Below are 19,253 nucleotides of genomic sequence, written 5' to 3'. Positions count from 1 at the left end.
TCCACTTTATACATTATTATTCAACTTCTAAAACTACAATAGATTTTGCCGGCAGTATAACCGATAGCCTGTCATCTTTTAGTTTTGTTCCCTTGAAGGGTTGGGGTTTCACTGCATCGGGCTGCTCAAAGGAATTATAAGCTTTCATATCTTTGGCGGTAAGTACCTCTCCGCTCACCGTCTTCACTTTATAGTCGCCGAGAGTCAAAATGACGTTCTGCTCTTTCTTCAGGTCTACATTCGCCAAAGAGACATGGATCTTTCCGTTTGCATCGCGTGAAGCAGAAGCGCTGACCATAGGAATGACACGACCGTCGCGTACCGTCTTTTGCTCGCACATCAGATCGAGCGGCAGATAAGTGGCATCCTGATGCGGCTGATACATTTTAAATACGTAATAAGTAGGAGTCAGTACCATTTGTCTGTCATTGGTAAGAATCATCGATTGCAACACGTTCACCACCTGTGCAATATTCGCCATTTTAAGGCGATCGGCATATTTATGGAATACGTTCAGTGACAGAGCAGCCACAAATGCATCGCGCAGCGTATTCTGTTGATAAAGGTGTCCGCGAACGGTTCCCGGTTCTTCATCCCACCAAGTGCCCCACTCATCGAGCATCAGGGCTACATTTTTCTGGCGGTCGTAACGGTCCATAATGGTAATATGTTTTTTCAGGACATCTTCCACTTCCAGACATTTACCCATCGTCCAGTAATAATCCTCATCGGTAAACTTCGTTGCCGCTCCTTTGCTGCCACTCCAACCGGTCACGGTGTAATAATGCAATGAAAGACCGTTCATACGTCCGCCTACATTCTTCATTAACACCTCTGTCCAGTTATAATCGTAATCACTCGCTCCACTGGCTATTTTATAAAGGCGGTTACCGTCATAATTGCGGCAATAGGTGGAATAACGGCGATACAAATCGGCATAATACTCCGGACGCATGCTTCCGCCGCATCCCCAACTCTCATTGCCCACACCGAGGTATTTCACCTTCCATGCCTTATCGCGTCCGTTCTTGCGACGCAGGTTGGCCATCGGGCTATCACCGTCGGAAGTCATATATTCCACCCACTTGGCCAGTTCCTCTACGGTGCCACTACCTACGTTTCCACTGATATAAGGCTCGCATCCAAGCAGTTCGCAAAGATTCAGGAACTCGTGCGTGCCAAAGCTGTTGTCCTCGATCGTACCGCCCCAGTTATTGTTCACCATCTTCGGACGGTCTGCCTTCGGGCCGATGCCGTCCATCCAGTGATATTCATCGGCAAAGCAACCGCCCGGCCAGCGAAGAATAGGCACTTTCAAGTCCTTCAAAGCATTGAGAACATCCGTCCGATAACCGTTGATATTGGGGATTTGGGAGTCCTCGCCTACCCAAAGGCCACCATAGATACAAGTACCGAGATGCTCGGCAAACTGTCCGTAAATATTTTTATCGATCACCGTAGTTCCCTGTTCAGGATGAATGCGGATAATCGTTTCCTGCTGCGCAGGAACAGTAGTAGAGGCCAACAATAAAAGGCCCGTCAAGAGGTTTTTCATGATAGAAAGAATTTATTATTAGTAGATTAACCTCCACTCGATATAAGAATGATGCTACATAGCTTCTCTTCCTCCTTCGGGAAGGAGAAGAAACCACGCGGAATAAAAATTATATTGAACTTAGGTTAGATCGGTGATTTATGTTGTTTTTATCGTTTTACCTGATCCGGTAGACGTTGAATGATTGAGGGGCAATCTCCAATTGCAAATGGTTACCGTCCATGTTAAGCGGGCGGACATGGGGAACGATCCGTTCCGGTTCACCCAACACGTTCTTCGCTTTCAGGTCATCGGATGCAAGGTATATGTGTGTACCTCCGGACAAGACGCGTTTCTTCAGGCCATCGACAGCGAAAGATAGCGACTGAGACGTCTCGCTACGGTTGACAACTTTCAGGATAATTTCCTTCGTTTTGTCATCCCAAACGGCCGAAGCATACAATACTCCCTCCGTTTTGCCTTTCAGCGTAACGGGAAGTATATGCGTGCCTGCATTCATGCCATAGAGCTGCTGCACATAATAATTGGGAGTACGCACCATCTGCAGGTTATCATACCAGATGAGGTCGGGATTCCACTGCCAGGCATCTACATGCGCAAACAACGGGGCATAAGTAGCCATATGGACAACGTCTGCGTTACGTTCCAGCCCCGTCATAAAGGCTGCCTCGGAAAGGGCTGTTAGGAAGTTATTATCTTTCTTTGTAGTATGATCGTGCGAAGCATACTCTCCGGCAAAAACTTTCGGACCTTTGCGATCGTAGTTATCGTAACGATGTGCATTGGCAAAGAACCATTCAGGCTCCATATAGTAATGCTCGTCCACAAGGTCCACACCAATGCGTTTCATTTCCGGCCAAAGATAATCGAAATGCTCGCCGTCGGCACTGGGACCGGAGCTTCCCACTATCTTCACATCGGGATAACGGGCACGGATGGCCTTTACAAACATCTCCAAGCGTTCGGGATAAACAGATCCCCACTGTTCATTGCCTATACCGATAAACTTGAGATGAAAAGGTTCGGGATGTCCCATATCTGCACGGATCTTCCCCCAGACGGAAGTGACAGGGCCATTTGCAAACTCAATCAGGTCGAGGGCATCGTCGATGTAAGGTTGCAGGCTGTCCAGTAGCACCACTTCGTTACTCTCGTATTGGCAGGAAAGCCCGCAACTCAATATCGGGAGCGGTTCTGCCCCGAGGTCTTCACTCAACAGGAAATATTCGAAAAAGCCCAGACCGTAGGACTGGAAATAATCGGGAAAAGCCTTGTGCTTAAATGTATAATTCCAACGGTTTTCATTCGACGGACGGTTCTCTACCGGCCCCACGGTATTTTTCCATTGGTAACGGGTAGCCAGTGAATTACCCTCTACAATACAACCGCCGGGAAAGCGGAAAACTCCCGGATTCAAATCGTAAAGCGCCTGAGCCAGATCCTTGCGAAGCCCGTTTTCGCGACCTTTCCATGTATCGGCAGGGAAAAGGGAGATGTGATCCATATCCACCGTACCCCGGTTTTTCAGCACGATGCGTAAACGGGAATGGGTATCTGTAAAAGGAGATGTCAGTCGGGCAGTAATCTTTTGCCATTCGTTTCCCCGTATTTTGATATCCTTTTTTAGCGGGTTCTCTCCTCCCCGGTTCACCAGCTCCACAGAGAGTGTCATCGGTTTGTCGTCCCGGCTACGCACATAGGCCGAAAAGCAATATTCCCTGCCCTCCTTCAATCCGATGCCACGGAAACCTTCGTTGTCCAGTCCGGCACGAAGCAAGCGGCCATCATTCGTAATAGATACATAATGTGGATTACGGTCGAAACAAGGCCTATCGGTTTTCACCTCTACCTGTCCGAAAGGCACCCATCCCACTAAAGGTTGCGGAAATTCAAAAGAGCGATTCTTGATAAGTTCAGCATACAGCCCACCATCGGCTCCAAAATTAATATCTTCAAAAAAGACACCATACATAGTAGACTGTATAGGAGCACCGAGACGCGAAGCATCGATCTCCAAACTCGCCACATCAACATCTCCGGTGGAAGGGACTCCGCTTCTCTCCTGTGTCCGATTCTTTTCTTGCCCATCGGCAACTAACTCTTTTTCTGTAAAAGCCCGGCCATTGAGCACAGGCAAAATTAACAATATTAACAGGACTTTTATCTTCCTCATATTTTTCATGATATTATTAAAACTGCCTCAAAAATAGGTATTTTGCTTCTGTCAATGTTCTATTAATAAATCAAAAAAGGAAAATTATCAGTCAAAAGAAGGAATTATACTGCCATTTCCTGTTTTTTTAAGCAGAAAAGTGGTATAACGAACCAATTCGTCCAAATATCAATGCAACAACCGATACCCGAAATAAAAATACGATCAAAAATCGATGCATTGATTTATTCAAGAATCAATACAGCGGTTTATTATCGATGAAAAACAAAACAGCGATGATACGAAAAGTAAAAATGAAAGATGCATTGCAATTGAATAATTTGCCAATTTGCCAATATGCCAATGTGCCAATTGGCTGTGCTACCATTCCGCGCAGCTAATTGACACATTGGCGCATTGGCATATTGGCAAATTATCTAATTATTTATCAATACTTAAAGTCTGTCGGCTTCACATAGATACGATATTCCTTAATCATTCCCGGATACCCTTTTTCGGCACGGGGCAGATAACGGAAACCTGTGAGCGTTTGCTCTTTATCCAAATCGATAACCAGTTGATGAGGATAGGCCACATTATCCACTGTCATCCAGAAAGTAGATTCCTGAAGATCGAAAATTTTATCAGCCGTACGATTTCCACTACGGGTTTCCTCACTGTCGGCATACCGGATTTTCCAATGCTCGCGGGAAACCGGTTTACCATCATCACCCAAGACATCGAACTCTGCAATAGCGGCTATATTATCCTCGGCCTGTGGAGAAAGAGCTTCCAGACAGAAATAACGTCCTTTCACCGGATTGGCAAAACGTACCTCCTGCCAGCCGTTACCCGGAATGAAAGCACCTTTATGAACGGGAGTTTCGGCTGAAAGATTCAAATGTTCACCCTCTTTGCGGTGAGTTTCGGGAGCTTTTTCGCGCAGTACATCGAGAATTGGCTTCTTCAATCCCTTTACCATAGCTTTTTCAGGACCTTTCAAGTCGAGAACGATAATCTCATTCACTCCCTTTTTCAGCCAGCAACCCGGCATAAAGAGCGTCTGCTGCGGACCGATTTCCCAAAAACGCCCCATCGCATGGCCGTTCACCCACACCATACCTTTGCCCCAGGTACTCATATCGAGGAACGTATCATCCGTTTTCGAAAGTTTGAAAGTCGCTTTATAGTAAGCGGGCATCGTCTGCTTGCCACCCGAAACGTACTGCTTATTGCTCGCAAAAGCATAATCGACCGGCAGATTATACACCTGCCAATTCTTTACTATTTGCTTATTACCGTCCGTAGCCGCCAGCACCACACTCTCCGTGATACCTTTACGGTCGTGAATGGACTTATCGAAATTAACACGTCCCATAGCTTCTACCAGAATATCAAGCTGGGTACCCTTTTTCAAAGCAGGCAATGTAACGGTAAATTCTCCTTTCCGGCGATCCAGACGCGCCAACAGGGTATTGTTGGCAAAGACTTGCGCCCAGTCGTGCACTTCGGTGATTTCGAGCACTGTTCCGGCTTTTACATCCTGTGGCAAAACAGTGCGGTAGAGGATACTTCCCCAACCCTGATCGAATTGTTCCATCGGCTGAATATCTATTGCCTGTTTTGCTACGGGCAGATTGCTGAATAAAGGAGCCACCTGCGTGAATTTGATCTCTGGAATTTCCATTACCGGCAGAGCTTCGGGAATAGTCGGCAAAGACTGTCCGGCAGGCAGATAACCCTTCAATAAATCACGAAGCAGGAAATATTTCTCAGTAGCCCATCCGGCTTCACTAATCGGGGCATCATAATCATAAGAGCTGCACATGGCAGAATAAGCAGGATTATTGGCTCCTCCCCAGTGTCCGAACGTGGTACCTCCATGAGTCATATACAGGCTGAACGAAATATTACGGTCGAGCATATCTTTCAATCCCTGCACCATATCCTTGGCCGGACGTGTTTCGTGTTTACGCCCCCAATGATCGAACCATCCGCTCCAAAACTCGCTGCACATCAACGGCGTTTCCGGACGCAGTTCCTTTAGTTTCTTAAATTGCTGGTCTATGTTGGCTCCTGTTCCGAAGTTGACTGTCCACAGCAAATCATCCAAAGCATTGTTGGTGAAATTACTGCTCCAATCGCACTGAAACAAAGGTACTTCCGTGAAACCGGCACCACGCACCATATCGCGAATGGCAGAAACGTAAGGCTTATCCGTGCCATACGAACCGTATTCATTCTCTACCTGCACCATGATAATATTACCGCCACGAGTAATCTGCAAAGGGACAAGCTGTTCACCCACCTTTTTCATAAAGATTCCCACGCGCTCCATATAATAAGGGTCGAGCGTACGCAAAGCAATGTCTTTTTTCTTCAACAACCACCACGGCAGTCCACCCATCTCCCACTCCGCACACACATAGGGGCCGGGACGAACTATGACATACATTCCATGTTTCTGTGCCAGACGACAGAAAGCAGCTATATCGTTCTGACCGGTAAAATCGAATTGTCCCTCTTCCTGTTCATGAATATTCCAAAATACATACAAGCAAATAGTATTCATCCCTAATGCTTTACACATTTTGATCCTATGCTCCCAATAAGGTTGTGGAATACGTGTATAATGCAGCTCGGCCGCTTTTACAATGAAAGGTTCTCCATTCAGTAAAAAAGTCTTTTTTCCGACTTCAAAAGTTTTAAATTGCTGAGCCTGTCCCGGAAGTGCCAGGCATGTACAAAACAGTAACAGATAAATAATTTTGTTCTTCATGTTTATTTCATTCTTTATTCTGCTACAAAATTAAAGCAATATGATAAAACCAAGGGTATAATTATAAGTCAAAAAAGATACAATTATCAGTCATTTTATCTTTTTCCCATAGAATTGTTTATAAAACAACCAACAAAATCTTCGTTCTCTTTGTTATATTAAAAGTAATCCATTAAAATATCTAAAATTATGGAAGAGAAAAAACTAACATCTGCCAACGGTCGTCCCATTGCCGACAACCAGAATTCACAGACAGCAGGCCCTCGTGGCCCGATCACCTTGCAAGATCCGTGGTTAATTGAAAAACTGGCTCATTTCGATCGGGAAGTAATCCCCGAAAGACGTATGCATGCCAAAGGTTCCGGTGCTTACGGAACATTTACCGTCACACATGACATTACAAAGTATACTCGTGCAGCCATTTTCAGTGAAGTCGGAAAAAAGACAGAATGTTTTGTACGTTTCTCTACCGTAGCCGGAGAACGCGGAGCGGCCGATGCAGAAAGAGATATCCGAGGTTTTGCCATGAAATTTTATACAGAAGAAGGAAATTGGGACCTGGTAGGAAACAACACCCCCGTATTCTTTCTTCGTGACCCGCTAAAATTTCCCGACCTAAACCATGCCATTAAACGCGATCCGAAAACAAATATGCGTAGCCCTAACAGTAATTGGGATTTCTGGACACTGCTTCCCGAAGCATTGCATCAAGTCACCATCACCATGAGCCCGCGCGGTATTCCTTATTCTTACCGTCATATGCACGGATTCGGCAGCCACACTTACAGTTTCTATAATGCAGAGAACAAACGCACCTGGGTAAAATTCCACCTTCGTACCTTGCAAGGTATTAAAAATCTGACAGATCAGGAAGCAGAGGCGATCGTAGCTAAAGACCGTGAATCTCACCAACGAGACCTTTTCGAAAGTATCGAGAAAGGTGATTTCCCGAAATGGCTGTTCCAAATCCAAATAATGACGGAGGAGGAAGCTGATAATTATCGTATCAATCCATTCGACTTGACAAAAGTATGGCCGCATAAAGACTTTCCCTTGCAAGACGTAGGTATACTCGAACTGAACCGCAATCCAGAGAACTACTTTGCCGAAGTGGAACAATCCGCATTCAACCCGATGAATATCGTAGAAGGAATAGGCTTCTCTCCGGACAAAATGTTACAAGGACGTCTCTTCTCCTATGGAGATGCCCAGCGTTATCGTCTCGGCGTGAATTCCGAACAGATACCGGTGAACAAACCACGTTGTCCGTTCCACGCTTACCATCGTGATGGATCGATGCGGGTAGATGGCAATTATGGCGCAACCAAAGGTTATGAACCCAATAGTTACGGTGAATGGAAAGATTCTCCGGAAAAGAAAGAACCGCCCTTGAAAGTTCACGGTGACATCTATAACTATAACGAACGGGAATATGACGATGATTACTACAGTCAACCGGGCGACCTTTTCCGATTGATGCCGGCAGACGAACAGCAATTACTCTTCGAAAACACGGCTCGTGCCATGGGTGATTCCGAACTATTCATCAAGCAACGCCATGTACGCAACTGCTATAAGGCCGATCCTGCTTATGGCACAGGTGTTGCCAAAGCATTAGGCATCAACTTGGAAGAAGCTTTGAAAGCCGACAGATAAAGTCAAAATTAAAGTGTATACTCTTGTCATACAAAAGTATACACTTTTGTATAGTAAAACTATATACTCTTACCATATAAGAGTATATAGTTTTAAATTATAAAGCTTTCCACAATTTCTGGAAGTCTTTGTATTTACCGTAACACACCAGTTCATCCCCTTCCTGTATCTTATCATTCTCCGGTAATTCATTTACAATCTTACTATCAGTCAACGATATACCAAGACAATTTTCTATTTTTTCCGCACGCTTCAAGCCTATGATCTTCAAATGAAACTCTTCGTTCAGCTTCAACTCATTCACAAAATAGCCGATAAATTTTTCCGGAACACGGAACTTGACGATATAATACTCTGCATCTATCCGGAAAACTTCCATGGAAGTACCAAAATCAAACAGACGAACCAAGCTACGGGCCGCATCTTCTTCCGGTGTCAGAATCTTATCCAAACTGAAAGCTTCCAGAACTGCTTTATGTACATTATCAATGGCGCGCGCATAGATATGCTGCACTTTTTTTTGCTTCAACAAAGCCACCACGCGGATAGAAGCACCAAAATTTTCACCAATCGCCACAATCACCACATCCACACTGTTCAATGGAAGTACACTCAATGACTGCTCGTCCGTAGCATCGATCACAAAAGCCGTAGCCACTTTATCCTTAATGCTGTCTACACGACTCTCACTAATATCCGCCCCTATCACTTCATGCCCCAAAGCAGAAAATTCTTCTGCCAACACATGCCCATAATTTCCTAAGCCAATAATAATGTATTTCATATCCTCCTATTTTTTCAATTAACCACTGCCTTCGTCTGCACATGACGTTTTTCCCATTATTGCGCAGCCAGTCGGCACATTGGCATATTAGTTAATTATTATATCATCACTCGGATAACGATATTTCGTATTCTTTTTCTGTTTCACAATTCCTAACATCAAGGTTATCAACCCTACACGCCCCACAAACATCAACAAAGCCACCAACAATTTGCTTTCATCGCGAAGCAGAGGAGTAGCGTTCAAACTCGAACCAACCGTGCTTAGCGCAGACACACACTCAAACGTAAGTGTCATGACCGACATTTTCGGTTCTAATATACTCAATACGAAAATAAACAAGAACAATACCCCGAGAGACATCACCACCGTTGCATTGGAACGCCGGATAGAATCGTGGGAAAGTTCGCGCCCGAACACCTCGACACGTTCCGTTCCGCGTAGAACAGCTATTAAATTGAGAACCACAACTGCAAAAGCGTTCACCTTGACACCGCCGGCAGTGGATTGAGCCGCACCGCCAATCCACATTAGAAATATATAAATCAATATAGTCTGCACACTCAAGCTCGTTAAGTCCACACTACTGAATCCTGCTGTTCGCGGACAAGTGGCATTGAAAAAAGCCTGTGTCCATTTGTCGGCTACGGACATTCCGGCAAAAGAACCGTTCCATTCGAAAGCAGCAACCGCCAATGTGCCCAATACTAACAATAATAAAGTCACAATCAGCACAATCTTCGTATTCAGGTTGTACAAATGTTGTTTTTTATGCCTGTCAAGCTTCAGAGTACGCACAAATTTCCAGAAACGACGTAAATGATAGAGTACTATATCTTTGAAATTCACCAGAATAGGAAATCCGATTCCTCCTAAAATAATCAATAAAGAAACTGAAATATAAAGAGAATTGTGCCCGGTCATCACCATCGGATTGCCTAAATTTCCGGGAAGCGTAGAAAAGCCCGCATTACAAAAAGCGGAAATGGAATGAAAAGCCGAGAATGCCAGTTCTTCCTCCAGACTCATCCCCAACGTGCCGTGTATACCCAGCCAGATAGATACCATTCCTGCACCTTCTATCACCATGGTAAAACCTAAAATATAAAGTAAAGTAGACAGTAAAGATCCCAGAGAATTGGAACTTACCATATCACGCACTACCAATTGATTATACAACGAGGTATTTCCCATGAAGAACATCGCAAAGAAACTGGTCAATGTCATGACTCCCAAACCTCCGACCTGAATCAAGAGAATAATAACCGTCAGCCCCATCGGCGTAAACGTTGCCGATACATCCACGGGCACTAAGCCTGTTACACATACGGCGCTTGTCGAAGTAAACAAGGCATCCACCCACGACAATACGACCCCTTCTACTGTGCAACGAGGCAATAACAACAATCCCGTACCAATCAGAATTATTACGAAGAAACTCACTGCAAGAATCAATGACGGATTGGTTCTCCGCCCCAGCAAACGTACCAGTCCGTTTGATAAATTAAGAAAAGAAAAAAGAAGCAAAAGAGGAATATGATAAAGTTTGCTACCCAAAAAATCCCATACATACAAAATGGCTCCCTCTTCATCGGGACGATGGAATATAACGGGAACTAACGTCAGATAAAGTAGCCAACTCAATATCCACGCCAACTTCCGGAAGTTTTTCTTTGTTCCTTTATATTCAAGAAAAATATGTAATGTAACATCTATCAGGAAGATGATCCATACCGCTTTATACAAAATTTTCAGATGCGAAATATCGGTTGCAGAAAGAGGAAAACCATGTTCATAAACCACACCCACAATCAAAAGTAAAGAAGCCATGTAAGTAAGAACCGCCATCATCCTAAGCAAAATACGTACATAGGGTTGTAGTAGTTTATTTTGATACAGTAGTATTTTATGATAAATCTTCATAATCAATAATGTGTTAATGTGCCAACATACCCATATACCAACCGGCTATACAAAATAATGTACCCATGCATTCACTTTCCAATTCGTGCACAATTAAGTTATCCCATGGAATCCGGGTCATTAACAGATTGCCGCATTGACACATTATTTCAGTTGCAAACTTAAACAAAATAACAATTAATTCTATTCTTTGTTGCGTATTTAATCACCGTATTAAAAATTATGTTTATTTTTGGCAACTAAAATATCAAAAACCACAATATTATGAGTAATAAAACTAAAAGGTATATACTACCCGAAGATGAAATTCCACGCTATTGGTACAACATTCAGGCTGACATGGTAACCAAACCGATGCCTCCCTTACATCCCGGTACCAAACAACCTCTGAAAGCCGAAGATCTTTACCCGATATTTGCAGAAGAACTCTGCCGCCAGGAATTAAACCAAACAGATAAATGGATCGAGATTCCCGAGGAAGTGCGCGAAATGTACAAATATTATCGCAGTACCCCTTTGGTGCGCGCTTACGGACTGGAGAAAGCACTGGGTACTCCGGCACATATTTATTTCAAGAACGAAAGTGTAAGCCCGATGGGATCACACAAACTGAACTCTGCCATTCCGCAAGCTTATTATTGCAAAAAAGAGGGTGTAACAAACGTTACAACAGAAACCGGAGCCGGACAATGGGGGGCGTCACTGGCATATGCCGCTAAACTTTTCGGACTGGAAGCGGCCGTATATCAAGTAAAGATCAGCTATGAGCAAAAGCCATACCGCCGCAGTATTATGCAGACATTCGGCGCACAGGTTACCCCTTCCCCCTCCATGTCTACCCGCGCAGGAAAAGATATACTGACTGCCCATCCGAATTATCAAGGTTCATTAGGTACCGCCATTTCCGAAGCGATCGAGCTGGCACAAACAACTCCGAACTGCAAGTATACCCTCGGTTCGGTGCTCAGTCATGTGGCTTTACATCAAACCGTCATCGGACTGGAAGCTGAAAAGCAGATGGAGATGGCCGGAGAATACCCCGACATGGTGATTGCCTGTTTTGGAGGCGGTTCCAACTTCGGCGGAATTTCTTTCCCCTTTATACGTCACAACATCCTTGAAGGAAAAAAGACACGTTTTATCGCAGCAGAGCCGGCTTCTTGTCCGAAACTGACACGCGGAAAGTTCCAATACGACTTTGGAGATGAAGCAGGGTATACCCCCTTATTGCCCATGTTCACTTTAGGCCACAATTTTGCTCCGGCAAATATTCATGCAGGCGGCCTTCGCTATCATGGTGCAGGTGTCATCGTTTCTCAGTTGTTGAAAGACGGACTAATGGAAGCGGTAGATATCAAGCAGCTCGAATCCTTCGAAGCCGGTTGCCTTTTCGCACAGGCCGAAGGTATCATTCCTGCTCCCGAATCGTGCCATGCCATTGCCGCCACCATCCGTGAAGCCAATAAATGTAAGGAGGCCGGAGAAGAGAAAGTGATCTTATTCAATCTTTCCGGTCACGGTCTCATCGATATGGCATCGTATGATAAATACCTGGCAGGAGACTTGATGAACTACTCGCTCAGTGACGAGGATATTCAAAAGAATCTGGATGAAATAGGTAATCTGGCGTAAAGTTTTCAATTATCACTCTGTTTATAATCCCCTCTCTTGCCATCGACAAAGCGAGAAAGGGGATTCATATTTTTCACATAAATACCCGTACAACCCAGTGGAGTACCTGTATCTTTCCCACATATCACAGGCTTCAAATTCCTTTCCGATCCGTGGCATAACCAAAATTTCTTCTTGGTCTGCATGAAAGAAACATTTATGGGTTACTCCTTGTTGTATCAACGGGAATTTATCTATCTTTGTAAACCAAACCAAGTGCTTGAAAAAGCTATGATAAACCCCATTAAAGAAGGAACGGATCAATGAAAAAGGATACCTTATCCCATACATCGCCGATGGAAGGACACTCGTTAAAGTCGGAGTCAACTTCTCACAAAAAGAACGTAATATAGAACATTGGATTATAGAATAAAAAAAGAAACTTCATGAAATATATCGGAGCACATGTCAGTGCATCGGGTGGTGTAGAAAGCGCTCCCGTCAATGCACACAAAATAGGCGCAAATGCCTTTGCACTTTTCACTAAGAACCAACGCCAATGGGTAAGTAAGCCATTGACGGAAGAGAGTATACGCCTTTTTAAAGAGAACTGCGCCAAGTATGATTTCCAACCGGAATACATCCTTCCGCACGACAGTTACCTGATCAACCTCGGACATCCGGAACCGGAGGGATTGGAGAAAAGCCGCGCTGCCTTTTTGGACGAAATGCAGCGTTGCGAACAGTTAGGACTGAAATTGTTAAATTTCCATCCCGGTAGTCATCTGAACAAAATTTCTGTAGAAGATTGCCTTAGCCTCATCGCGGAAAGTATCAACATCACTTTAGAAAAAACGAAAGAGGTGACGGCAGTCATCGAGAACACCGCCGGGCAAGGCAGTAACCTCGGTAATGAGTTCTGGCATTTAAAGTACATCATCGACCGTGTGGAAGATAAAACCCGCGTAGGGGTCTGCTTGGATACCTGCCATACTTTTACCGCCGGCTATGACCTGTTGGAAGATTATGAAAAGGTTTTCAATGAGTTTGAAGAAGTGGTCGGCTTTCAATATCTTCGCGCCATGCACCTCAATGACTCGAAGAAAGCATTGGGTAGCCGCGTGGACCGCCACGACAGCATCGGAAAAGGTTTTATCGGATTCCCTTTCTTTGAGAAATTGATGCGTGACCCACGTTTCGACAATATGCCGCTTATACTTGAGACGATAGACGAAACACTATGGCCGCAGGAAATCGCATGGTTAAGAGAGCAGTCGGAATCCAAATAGAGTTTCATTCGACAAATGTACAATTGCAAAAGGAATAACTCGAAAACCCAATGCGATGTAACCGGCAGTGGAATGAAATGCAATTGATAGTAGAAACGCAATCGGATTAAGAAAAAGACGTAGCAGCTTCTCGCAAAAGACTTCCGTCTTTCCCTAAAAGATGTAGCAAGTTAAGAAAAAGAATGTAGCATCTTTTTTTAAAATCTGCTACATCTTTTCTTTTATAGTTTAAAATTCCCTTTATAACAGTCGGTATCCAACATATTCTTCCCGTCTTCACCACCTTCACCTTTTTTGCTCAATCCCTTTATTCATCGGGCAGACAAGGTGAACCCCCGCTAAAAAGAAACGACGCGGCATGTCAACAACCGTAAGCAGGATGCTTACTTCCTCCGAGCACTATCCATACAGTGTGAATGCACCGTTCTTAGAAGAACTTTGCACGGTGCACAAAAGACCGAGTGCCCCTTCACCCTGTATATCCGATGAATAAGGGAATTGAGCAAAAAGGTGAAGGTGGTGAAAGGGGTAAATTCTCAGTGGTATTTTAATAAAAAACACACTATTCCATCTATTTACGTGCAGCCACAGCCAAGAATATGCCAAGCACTACCCCTAACAGAGCAGCAAACAACACACGAGCATCACCGGGCAATAAAAACGTAATCGTATGAGCAGGAAACCAGAAAAAAGGAATGGTTTTCTTAAACACGAATCCCCATTGCACTTTCCAATTCAACCCCTGCAATATTTTTCCCATAGGGATGGGAGTAAAGAAACCTTTCAACGTCCCTCCGGTAGCCAGAATATGGGTATCGGTAACCTTGTGCAACGTCATAAATACCGGCCCGAAAATAGTATTCATAGTCACAGAAATGGCCAATGCAAGTAATACCTTATCCAATGAAAAAGGACCGGACATAATACCGGAAGCATCCTGCACTCCCAAATAGGAAGCAAATGCGGGAACTCCCGCCGAGAAAACCACAAAAGCCATGTTTATCCCCAACCCAAGCAAGCCCCAGACAAAGGCACGCGGCAGAATGCCAAAACCGGAACGATGATAAACACCGGTGCTGATACGCAGACCGATAACTTCGCCCAAAGTGGAGAGAATGGCAAACTTGATAAAACTCATCACCATGCCGTGGGAGGCATTGAACTGCTTATAAGCATCATATACTGCATCACTCAAGAAAAAAGGGAGGAAACAGACAAGCACGCAGAGAAAGAAAAGAGAATCGTGTTTTTTCATCTCAGTAGGTGTTATTTTTAAGTATGGCTGCAAATATAGACAAAAGAAATAGAAAACAAAGAATTATTAGTAAAAAGCATCGAAATAGCCTATAACTATTACAGTTTTGCTCACCATTCAAGCCTTTTCAATAAATATTTGCCATACTAACCAATGGTTCGTATAACTTTTCAATATCCTGTGCATCCATTTCTATCTGCACCTGATCACCCGGAATCAACCGTATTCCATCCGGTTTCAGATCCTTTCGGTCACGGTGTACATTGATGATGATACAGCGTTCGGGTAACCGTAATTCATCAACCTCTTTACCATCCAGATAGGAACCGGTCATGATTTCAACGGAAAGAGTATAGCGTTTCTGCTTCTGAAAATCCGGAGTATGAATCATATCATCGTAAAGAGTGACGTTGAAAGGCTGTATCTGAAGCAATTCCGTAAAATAGTAAGTCAATCCGCCCACCACCACAGAAGGATAAAACACTTCGAAATGTCCGGTGATTTCAGTGATTAAGACAATAGCCGTCAATGGCGTCCGGATAACGGCCACCAAGAAAGCGGACATACAAATCAGCATCACATAGCTCACATTCTCCTGTGCGATGAAACCTCTCTGCACCAATATCAAAGCGATCACTTGCCCGAACAATCCTCCGGTAACCAAAGTAGGAATGAAATTTCCTCCCGGCAATCCGGAAGAAACGGAAAGTGCTGTAAACACAAAATGAAGCATCATCATAGCTACCACCCACATTATTTGGATGCTGCCATTACCGGAAGCCTGTTCCAGCAAAAACTGCTCTCCTCCCCCCGTCAGATTTACCTGTACCAGCGAGATAGAGTAAGCTACTACCAGCAAATAGAGCATCTTCATATATGCCGGATGCTTTACACCGGTATAAACTTGCTTAAAATACAAGGTCACTTCAGAATAGAACTTCCCAAAAAGAGAAATCACCACCGCCAGCAATAAAAACAGTTTCAATTGGGAAAGAAAAGGAAGCAACGGCTCAATGGCATCTATCAGATGGTAGGGATTGACAGGAAACAGCCAACTGGCCACCCCTCCTGCCACAACACCCGCAAGCAATGTAGTGATGGCAGTTTTTGGCGCATCAAAACGCTCAATAGACTCGATAACCAATAATGATGAGGCCAACGGAGCTGCAAAAGCGGCTGCCAGCCCGGCTCCTGCCCCGGCAGCAAGAAGCTGTTTACGCTCTCCCGAAAGTACCCTTGTCCATTTGGAAACAAGACACCCCACATAAGAACCGATCTGCACCGATGGTCCTTCACGCCCCAAGGACAAACCGGCTGTAAGTGCAAGTACACCGCCCGCAAATTTGGAGACCATCTCGATGAAAGGATGTTTATAGGAAATACGGCCGTTAATCACTCCGCGTGTCTGCGGAATACCTCCTCCAGTAATAAGCGGCATTTTGCCGACCAGCCAAGCGACAAAAATAAGAATACCCCACAATGCCAAAAACAACGGAATATGCCAATACCAACGAGGGTGAGCATCGAAAAAAGTACGCCGGGTATCAAAAAAGAACTGTAACAGATAATGATAGGGTACGGCCACAAGTCCCGTCAGTAATCCCACAAAGATACTGACGAAATACAATCTGGCATCAATCAGTTTTAATTTCCAAACATACCATCCTCTGACTCCTTTCAAGCTTTTCCAACGTGCGAACATACCCCGATATATGTTTTGGGGGTATAACAACCAAACAGCCGGAGATGTTTGTGAGGATTACCAAAACTTATTATGTTCGGGGCTGTATTCAAAACCGGCAGCTTTCAGCCGGCCGATAATATCGTCTTTATCAATGTGCAGATCATCACACAGTTCATCCAATGAAGAATAATGATCACGAAGTTTCATATTGACAACGCTGAACAGCATCATCGGGTCTTTAGGTAATTCCATATCAAAACGCTATTTTACAATCGGGCACAAAGATACAGTTTTTCAGAATAAATGGATATGTATACCATGAAGTTTTAACAGCGCATTTCTCACTGCCATCCGCAGCACTCTGCTTATCCGTTCATCTCTAACAAATTAATCAATGCCACACGCTGGATGGAAAAGGTGTTCCCCGCTTTCTGAACATATTTCAACAACTCCATCCCCTCCTGCCGGAGCTTGGATTTCTGTAAAAGATGATCGGCATCCGTTTCATCGGACATTTTCAACAAAGTCATGGCAGCCAACTCTATCTTCCCCATTCTATCAGGATCGCCTTCGTATTGCTCAATCAGTTCCTGCATATCCATACCTATCAGTTGTTCCGCAGGAAAGCCCAATATCTGTCCGGTCAGACAATCATACTCCACCCACTCCTGCTGACGGATTTTCTTTTTATTCAGTATCGCATTGGCTATCAATGAAATAATCTCCTGAATCATACGTAACAGATAATCTTGTTTAATCATAACTTATTGTTTTCAAAAGTATTGCGTCCGGATTATAGCTCCCCGAATCTCCTCCGTTCTTTCCATGTCACCTCAAAATATATAAACCGAAAATACTGGAAAAGATGACTACAAAACTAATGAATATTTTCGGAATATCTCTGATAATAAGATGAGTTATGATTCTCCTACAAGCTCATCTGGATTCTTCCGGATGATCGATTTGCTCGATCTTTAATGCCACTTTTTCGATAATCCTGCTCAGTTCCTCTTCCAATGGAATAACATTGAAATCTTCCCAAAAACGTTCATCGTATTTGAAATTCATGTCCGAAAAAACCGCATGAGTAGGTATCCGCTCGGTACGGGAAAAACGAACGACATGCTCTGTATCCACTCTGCAAGTCACCATCTCAAACCAAGTATGCAGTGTAGGGTTACTGAATAATACACGCTTCTTCTTCATTTTGAAATACAGATCGCCGCGAATATGATGGATATAATACGTTCCGTTCCATGGCTTATAAGAGATGGTATATACTACCTTCTGGGTAGTCAAGTTTACATTCTGCGCTTGCCGGACAACAAAAATCCGCGTAGCCCTCTTTATATATCGAGGTTGTACTTCAATACAGGCCTTCAGCAATGCACCATTTTCCGAATCGATATACAACTCGCCACAATAGAGCGGTTCTTTGACTCCCGGCTTTTGCCCGAAGCAGACTACATTGACACAACGATCGTCCAAAAAAGTAATACCGCCGGAAGTATATACATATGGGTTATCCTCCGAATCGACCGACAGAAAATCGGGTAAATCCTTCATCACATCAAGTTGCAGGCAAGCCTGGATACCTGCCCGTATTTTAGCTATCAAACTGTCGGTATTTTCCCGGTTATCCATCCGGTTCATCTTCAACAATTTCACTTGGTCCGGCATATCGGAGTCCAACAAAGAACTTTTATATACTTTGAAAACTGCTTCCGTCAAGCTTTGAAACTTACCTTTCAATTGAACTCCTTCCCGATAGAACGTTGTCAGATAGACAGGATTCAACGAATAATTTTCTTTCCGGCACTCGATCATTTCCCGTAACAGCTTTCCGGGTTCTACCAACCGAATCAGAAGTTCCTGTAAAGGAACAACCTTCGGTTCCAGACTTAGTATGTTATCACGGCCAACCAAAACAGCCGCTTCAACATCCTGTGCTACATATCCCAGATGAGAAAAGGAAAGAGTACAATGTCTTAAAGAATCCGGCAGATGAAGCCGGAACCCGCCATCTTTATTCGTAACATTTCCCATTGAAGTTCCCTGAATAGCGACAGATGCATTTACGATAGACTCTCCCGTCTCTTTGTCTCGCAATCTACCGGAAACCGTAAAATAGGCCGGATAAGACAGTCCGGTTTCTTTCTCTATTTCAGTTCTTCTGCCATCGGCATGTAAAATAAGGATATGCTGCCCTATCACCTTAAGTTCCAACGTTTTATTGCCTATTATCCCGTAAATGGCCTGTCGAACCGTACACTCTTTACCCTTTATCCTTACCACGGCATCATTGTTCACAATTTTACTATCGTAAACAAAAAGGTATCCGGAACATTCCGAAACCTTGCCTAATAAAGCATATACCGTACCTTTCATCTTAGGCAACCTGATGAGGCGATCAAGCACATCGTCTCCGTCTGCTCTCAGCGTACCGGCAGCAATGAGAAACAATCCCAAGAAGAACATAAAGAGACGGCAGTATTTCATAATTCTATATTTAAGAAACCGTTATTTGCCTATTATTTAGAGAGATCATCATCCAGCCTTATTAAA

13 protein-coding genes are annotated in these 19,253 nt (G+C 44.0%); 3 read left to right on the top strand and 10 right to left on the bottom strand.

The window, feature by feature from the left end:
- Positions 1-16 precede the first annotated feature (16 nt).
- The 3 genes from RB604_RS11065 to RB604_RS11055 form a co-directional block, all read right to left on the bottom strand.
- Positions 17-1,555 (bottom strand): alpha-N-arabinofuranosidase, encoded by a 1,539-nt coding sequence (locus tag RB604_RS11065; protein ID WP_007478267.1) that lies wholly within the window; start codon positions 1,553-1,555, stop codon positions 17-19.
- A gap of 157 nt (positions 1,556-1,712) precedes the next feature.
- Entirely contained in the window at positions 1,713-3,737 is a 2,025-nt protein-coding gene (locus tag RB604_RS11060) for an alpha-L-arabinofuranosidase family protein (protein WP_021935858.1), read from the bottom strand.
- Positions 3,738-4,155: 418 nt separating this feature from the next.
- Complete coding sequence (locus RB604_RS11055; RefSeq protein ID WP_055295545.1) at positions 4,156-6,486, bottom strand: beta-galactosidase; 2,331 nt, start codon at positions 6,484-6,486, stop codon at positions 4,156-4,158.
- A 189-nt stretch (positions 6,487-6,675) separates the two neighbouring features.
- On the opposite strand from RB604_RS11055, the gene RB604_RS11050 reads away from it, so the two are divergent.
- Positions 6,676-8,142, top strand: coding sequence for a catalase (locus RB604_RS11050; RefSeq protein ID WP_005924281.1), 1,467 nt, complete (start codon positions 6,676-6,678; stop codon positions 8,140-8,142).
- Positions 8,143-8,239: 97 nt separating this feature from the next.
- Here RB604_RS11050 and RB604_RS11045 read toward each other — a convergent pair whose 3' ends face one another.
- On the bottom strand, positions 8,240-8,926 hold the full coding sequence (locus RB604_RS11045; protein WP_005924284.1) for a potassium channel family protein: 687 nt from the start codon (positions 8,924-8,926) through the stop codon (positions 8,240-8,242).
- Between the two features lie 87 nt (positions 8,927-9,013).
- Positions 9,014-10,849 carry a TrkH family potassium uptake protein gene (locus RB604_RS11040; protein WP_005924287.1) on the bottom strand — a complete coding sequence of 612 codons (1,836 nt, stop codon included), beginning with the start codon at positions 10,847-10,849 and terminating at the stop codon, positions 9,014-9,016.
- Positions 10,850-11,113: 264 nt separating this feature from the next.
- Between RB604_RS11040 and RB604_RS11035 the strand changes: the two genes are divergently transcribed.
- Together RB604_RS11035 and nfo are read left to right on the top strand one after the other, a co-directional pair.
- A complete protein-coding gene (locus RB604_RS11035; RefSeq protein ID WP_055295547.1) occupies positions 11,114-12,481 on the top strand; it encodes a TrpB-like pyridoxal phosphate-dependent enzyme in 1,368 nt (455 codons plus the stop codon).
- A gap of 425 nt (positions 12,482-12,906) precedes the next feature.
- On the top strand, positions 12,907-13,749 hold the full coding sequence (gene nfo / locus RB604_RS11030; RefSeq protein ID WP_055295549.1) for a deoxyribonuclease IV: 843 nt from the start codon (positions 12,907-12,909) through the stop codon (positions 13,747-13,749).
- Between the two features lie 571 nt (positions 13,750-14,320).
- Here the strand turns inward: nfo and RB604_RS11025 are convergent.
- From RB604_RS11025 to RB604_RS11005, 5 genes are all read right to left on the bottom strand, one after another.
- Positions 14,321-15,004 (bottom strand): hypothetical protein, encoded by a 684-nt coding sequence (locus RB604_RS11025; protein WP_005924296.1) that lies wholly within the window; start codon positions 15,002-15,004, stop codon positions 14,321-14,323.
- A 127-nt stretch (positions 15,005-15,131) separates the two neighbouring features.
- Complete coding sequence (locus tag RB604_RS11020) at positions 15,132-16,706, bottom strand: ClC family H(+)/Cl(-) exchange transporter (protein WP_055295551.1); 1,575 nt, start codon at positions 16,704-16,706, stop codon at positions 15,132-15,134.
- A 57-nt stretch (positions 16,707-16,763) separates the two neighbouring features.
- Positions 16,764-16,940 (bottom strand): DUF4250 domain-containing protein, encoded by a 177-nt coding sequence (locus RB604_RS11015; RefSeq protein WP_021935863.1) that lies wholly within the window; start codon positions 16,938-16,940, stop codon positions 16,764-16,766.
- A 113-nt stretch (positions 16,941-17,053) separates the two neighbouring features.
- Positions 17,054-17,449 carry a hypothetical protein gene (locus RB604_RS11010; RefSeq protein ID WP_055295553.1) on the bottom strand — a complete coding sequence of 132 codons (396 nt, stop codon included), beginning with the start codon at positions 17,447-17,449 and terminating at the stop codon, positions 17,054-17,056.
- Between the two features lie 175 nt (positions 17,450-17,624).
- Positions 17,625-19,187 carry a carboxypeptidase-like regulatory domain-containing protein gene (locus RB604_RS11005; RefSeq protein WP_055295555.1) on the bottom strand — a complete coding sequence of 521 codons (1,563 nt, stop codon included), beginning with the start codon at positions 19,185-19,187 and terminating at the stop codon, positions 17,625-17,627.
- Positions 19,188-19,253: the final 66 nt, after the last annotated feature.

Origin of the sequence: Bacteroides salyersiae, assembly GCF_031172035.1 — a bacterium.
Classification (GTDB): domain Bacteria; phylum Bacteroidota; class Bacteroidia; order Bacteroidales; family Bacteroidaceae; genus Bacteroides; species Bacteroides salyersiae.
This window is presented reverse-complemented; position numbering and strand designations above follow the sequence as displayed.

Excerpts from the sequence above, each read along its gene's own strand:
- RB604_RS11065 (WP_007478267.1), bottom strand. The coding sequence starts at position 1,555 with ATGAAAAACCTCTTGACGGGCCTTTTATTGTTGGCCTCTACTACTGTT.
- RB604_RS11060 (WP_021935858.1), bottom strand. The coding sequence starts at position 3,737 with ATGAAAAATATGAGGAAGATAAAAGTCCTGTTAATATTGTTAATTTTG.
- RB604_RS11055 (WP_055295545.1), bottom strand. The coding sequence starts at position 6,486 with ATGAAGAACAAAATTATTTATCTGTTACTGTTTTGTACATGCCTGGCA.
- RB604_RS11050 (WP_005924281.1), top strand. The coding sequence starts at position 6,676 with ATGGAAGAGAAAAAACTAACATCTGCCAACGGTCGTCCCATTGCCGAC.
- RB604_RS11045 (WP_005924284.1), bottom strand. The coding sequence starts at position 8,926 with ATGAAATACATTATTATTGGCTTAGGAAATTATGGGCATGTGTTGGCA.
- RB604_RS11040 (WP_005924287.1), bottom strand. The coding sequence starts at position 10,849 with ATGAAGATTTATCATAAAATACTACTGTATCAAAATAAACTACTACAA.
- RB604_RS11035 (WP_055295547.1), top strand. The coding sequence starts at position 11,114 with ATGAGTAATAAAACTAAAAGGTATATACTACCCGAAGATGAAATTCCA.
- nfo (WP_055295549.1), top strand. The coding sequence starts at position 12,907 with ATGAAATATATCGGAGCACATGTCAGTGCATCGGGTGGTGTAGAAAGC.
- RB604_RS11025 (WP_005924296.1), bottom strand. The coding sequence starts at position 15,004 with ATGAAAAAACACGATTCTCTTTTCTTTCTCTGCGTGCTTGTCTGTTTC.
- RB604_RS11020 (WP_055295551.1), bottom strand. The coding sequence starts at position 16,706 with ATGTTCGCACGTTGGAAAAGCTTGAAAGGAGTCAGAGGATGGTATGTT.
- RB604_RS11015 (WP_021935863.1), bottom strand. The coding sequence starts at position 16,940 with ATGGAATTACCTAAAGACCCGATGATGCTGTTCAGCGTTGTCAATATG.
- RB604_RS11010 (WP_055295553.1), bottom strand. The coding sequence starts at position 17,449 with ATGATTAAACAAGATTATCTGTTACGTATGATTCAGGAGATTATTTCA.
- RB604_RS11005 (WP_055295555.1), bottom strand. The coding sequence starts at position 19,187 with ATGAAATACTGCCGTCTCTTTATGTTCTTCTTGGGATTGTTTCTCATT.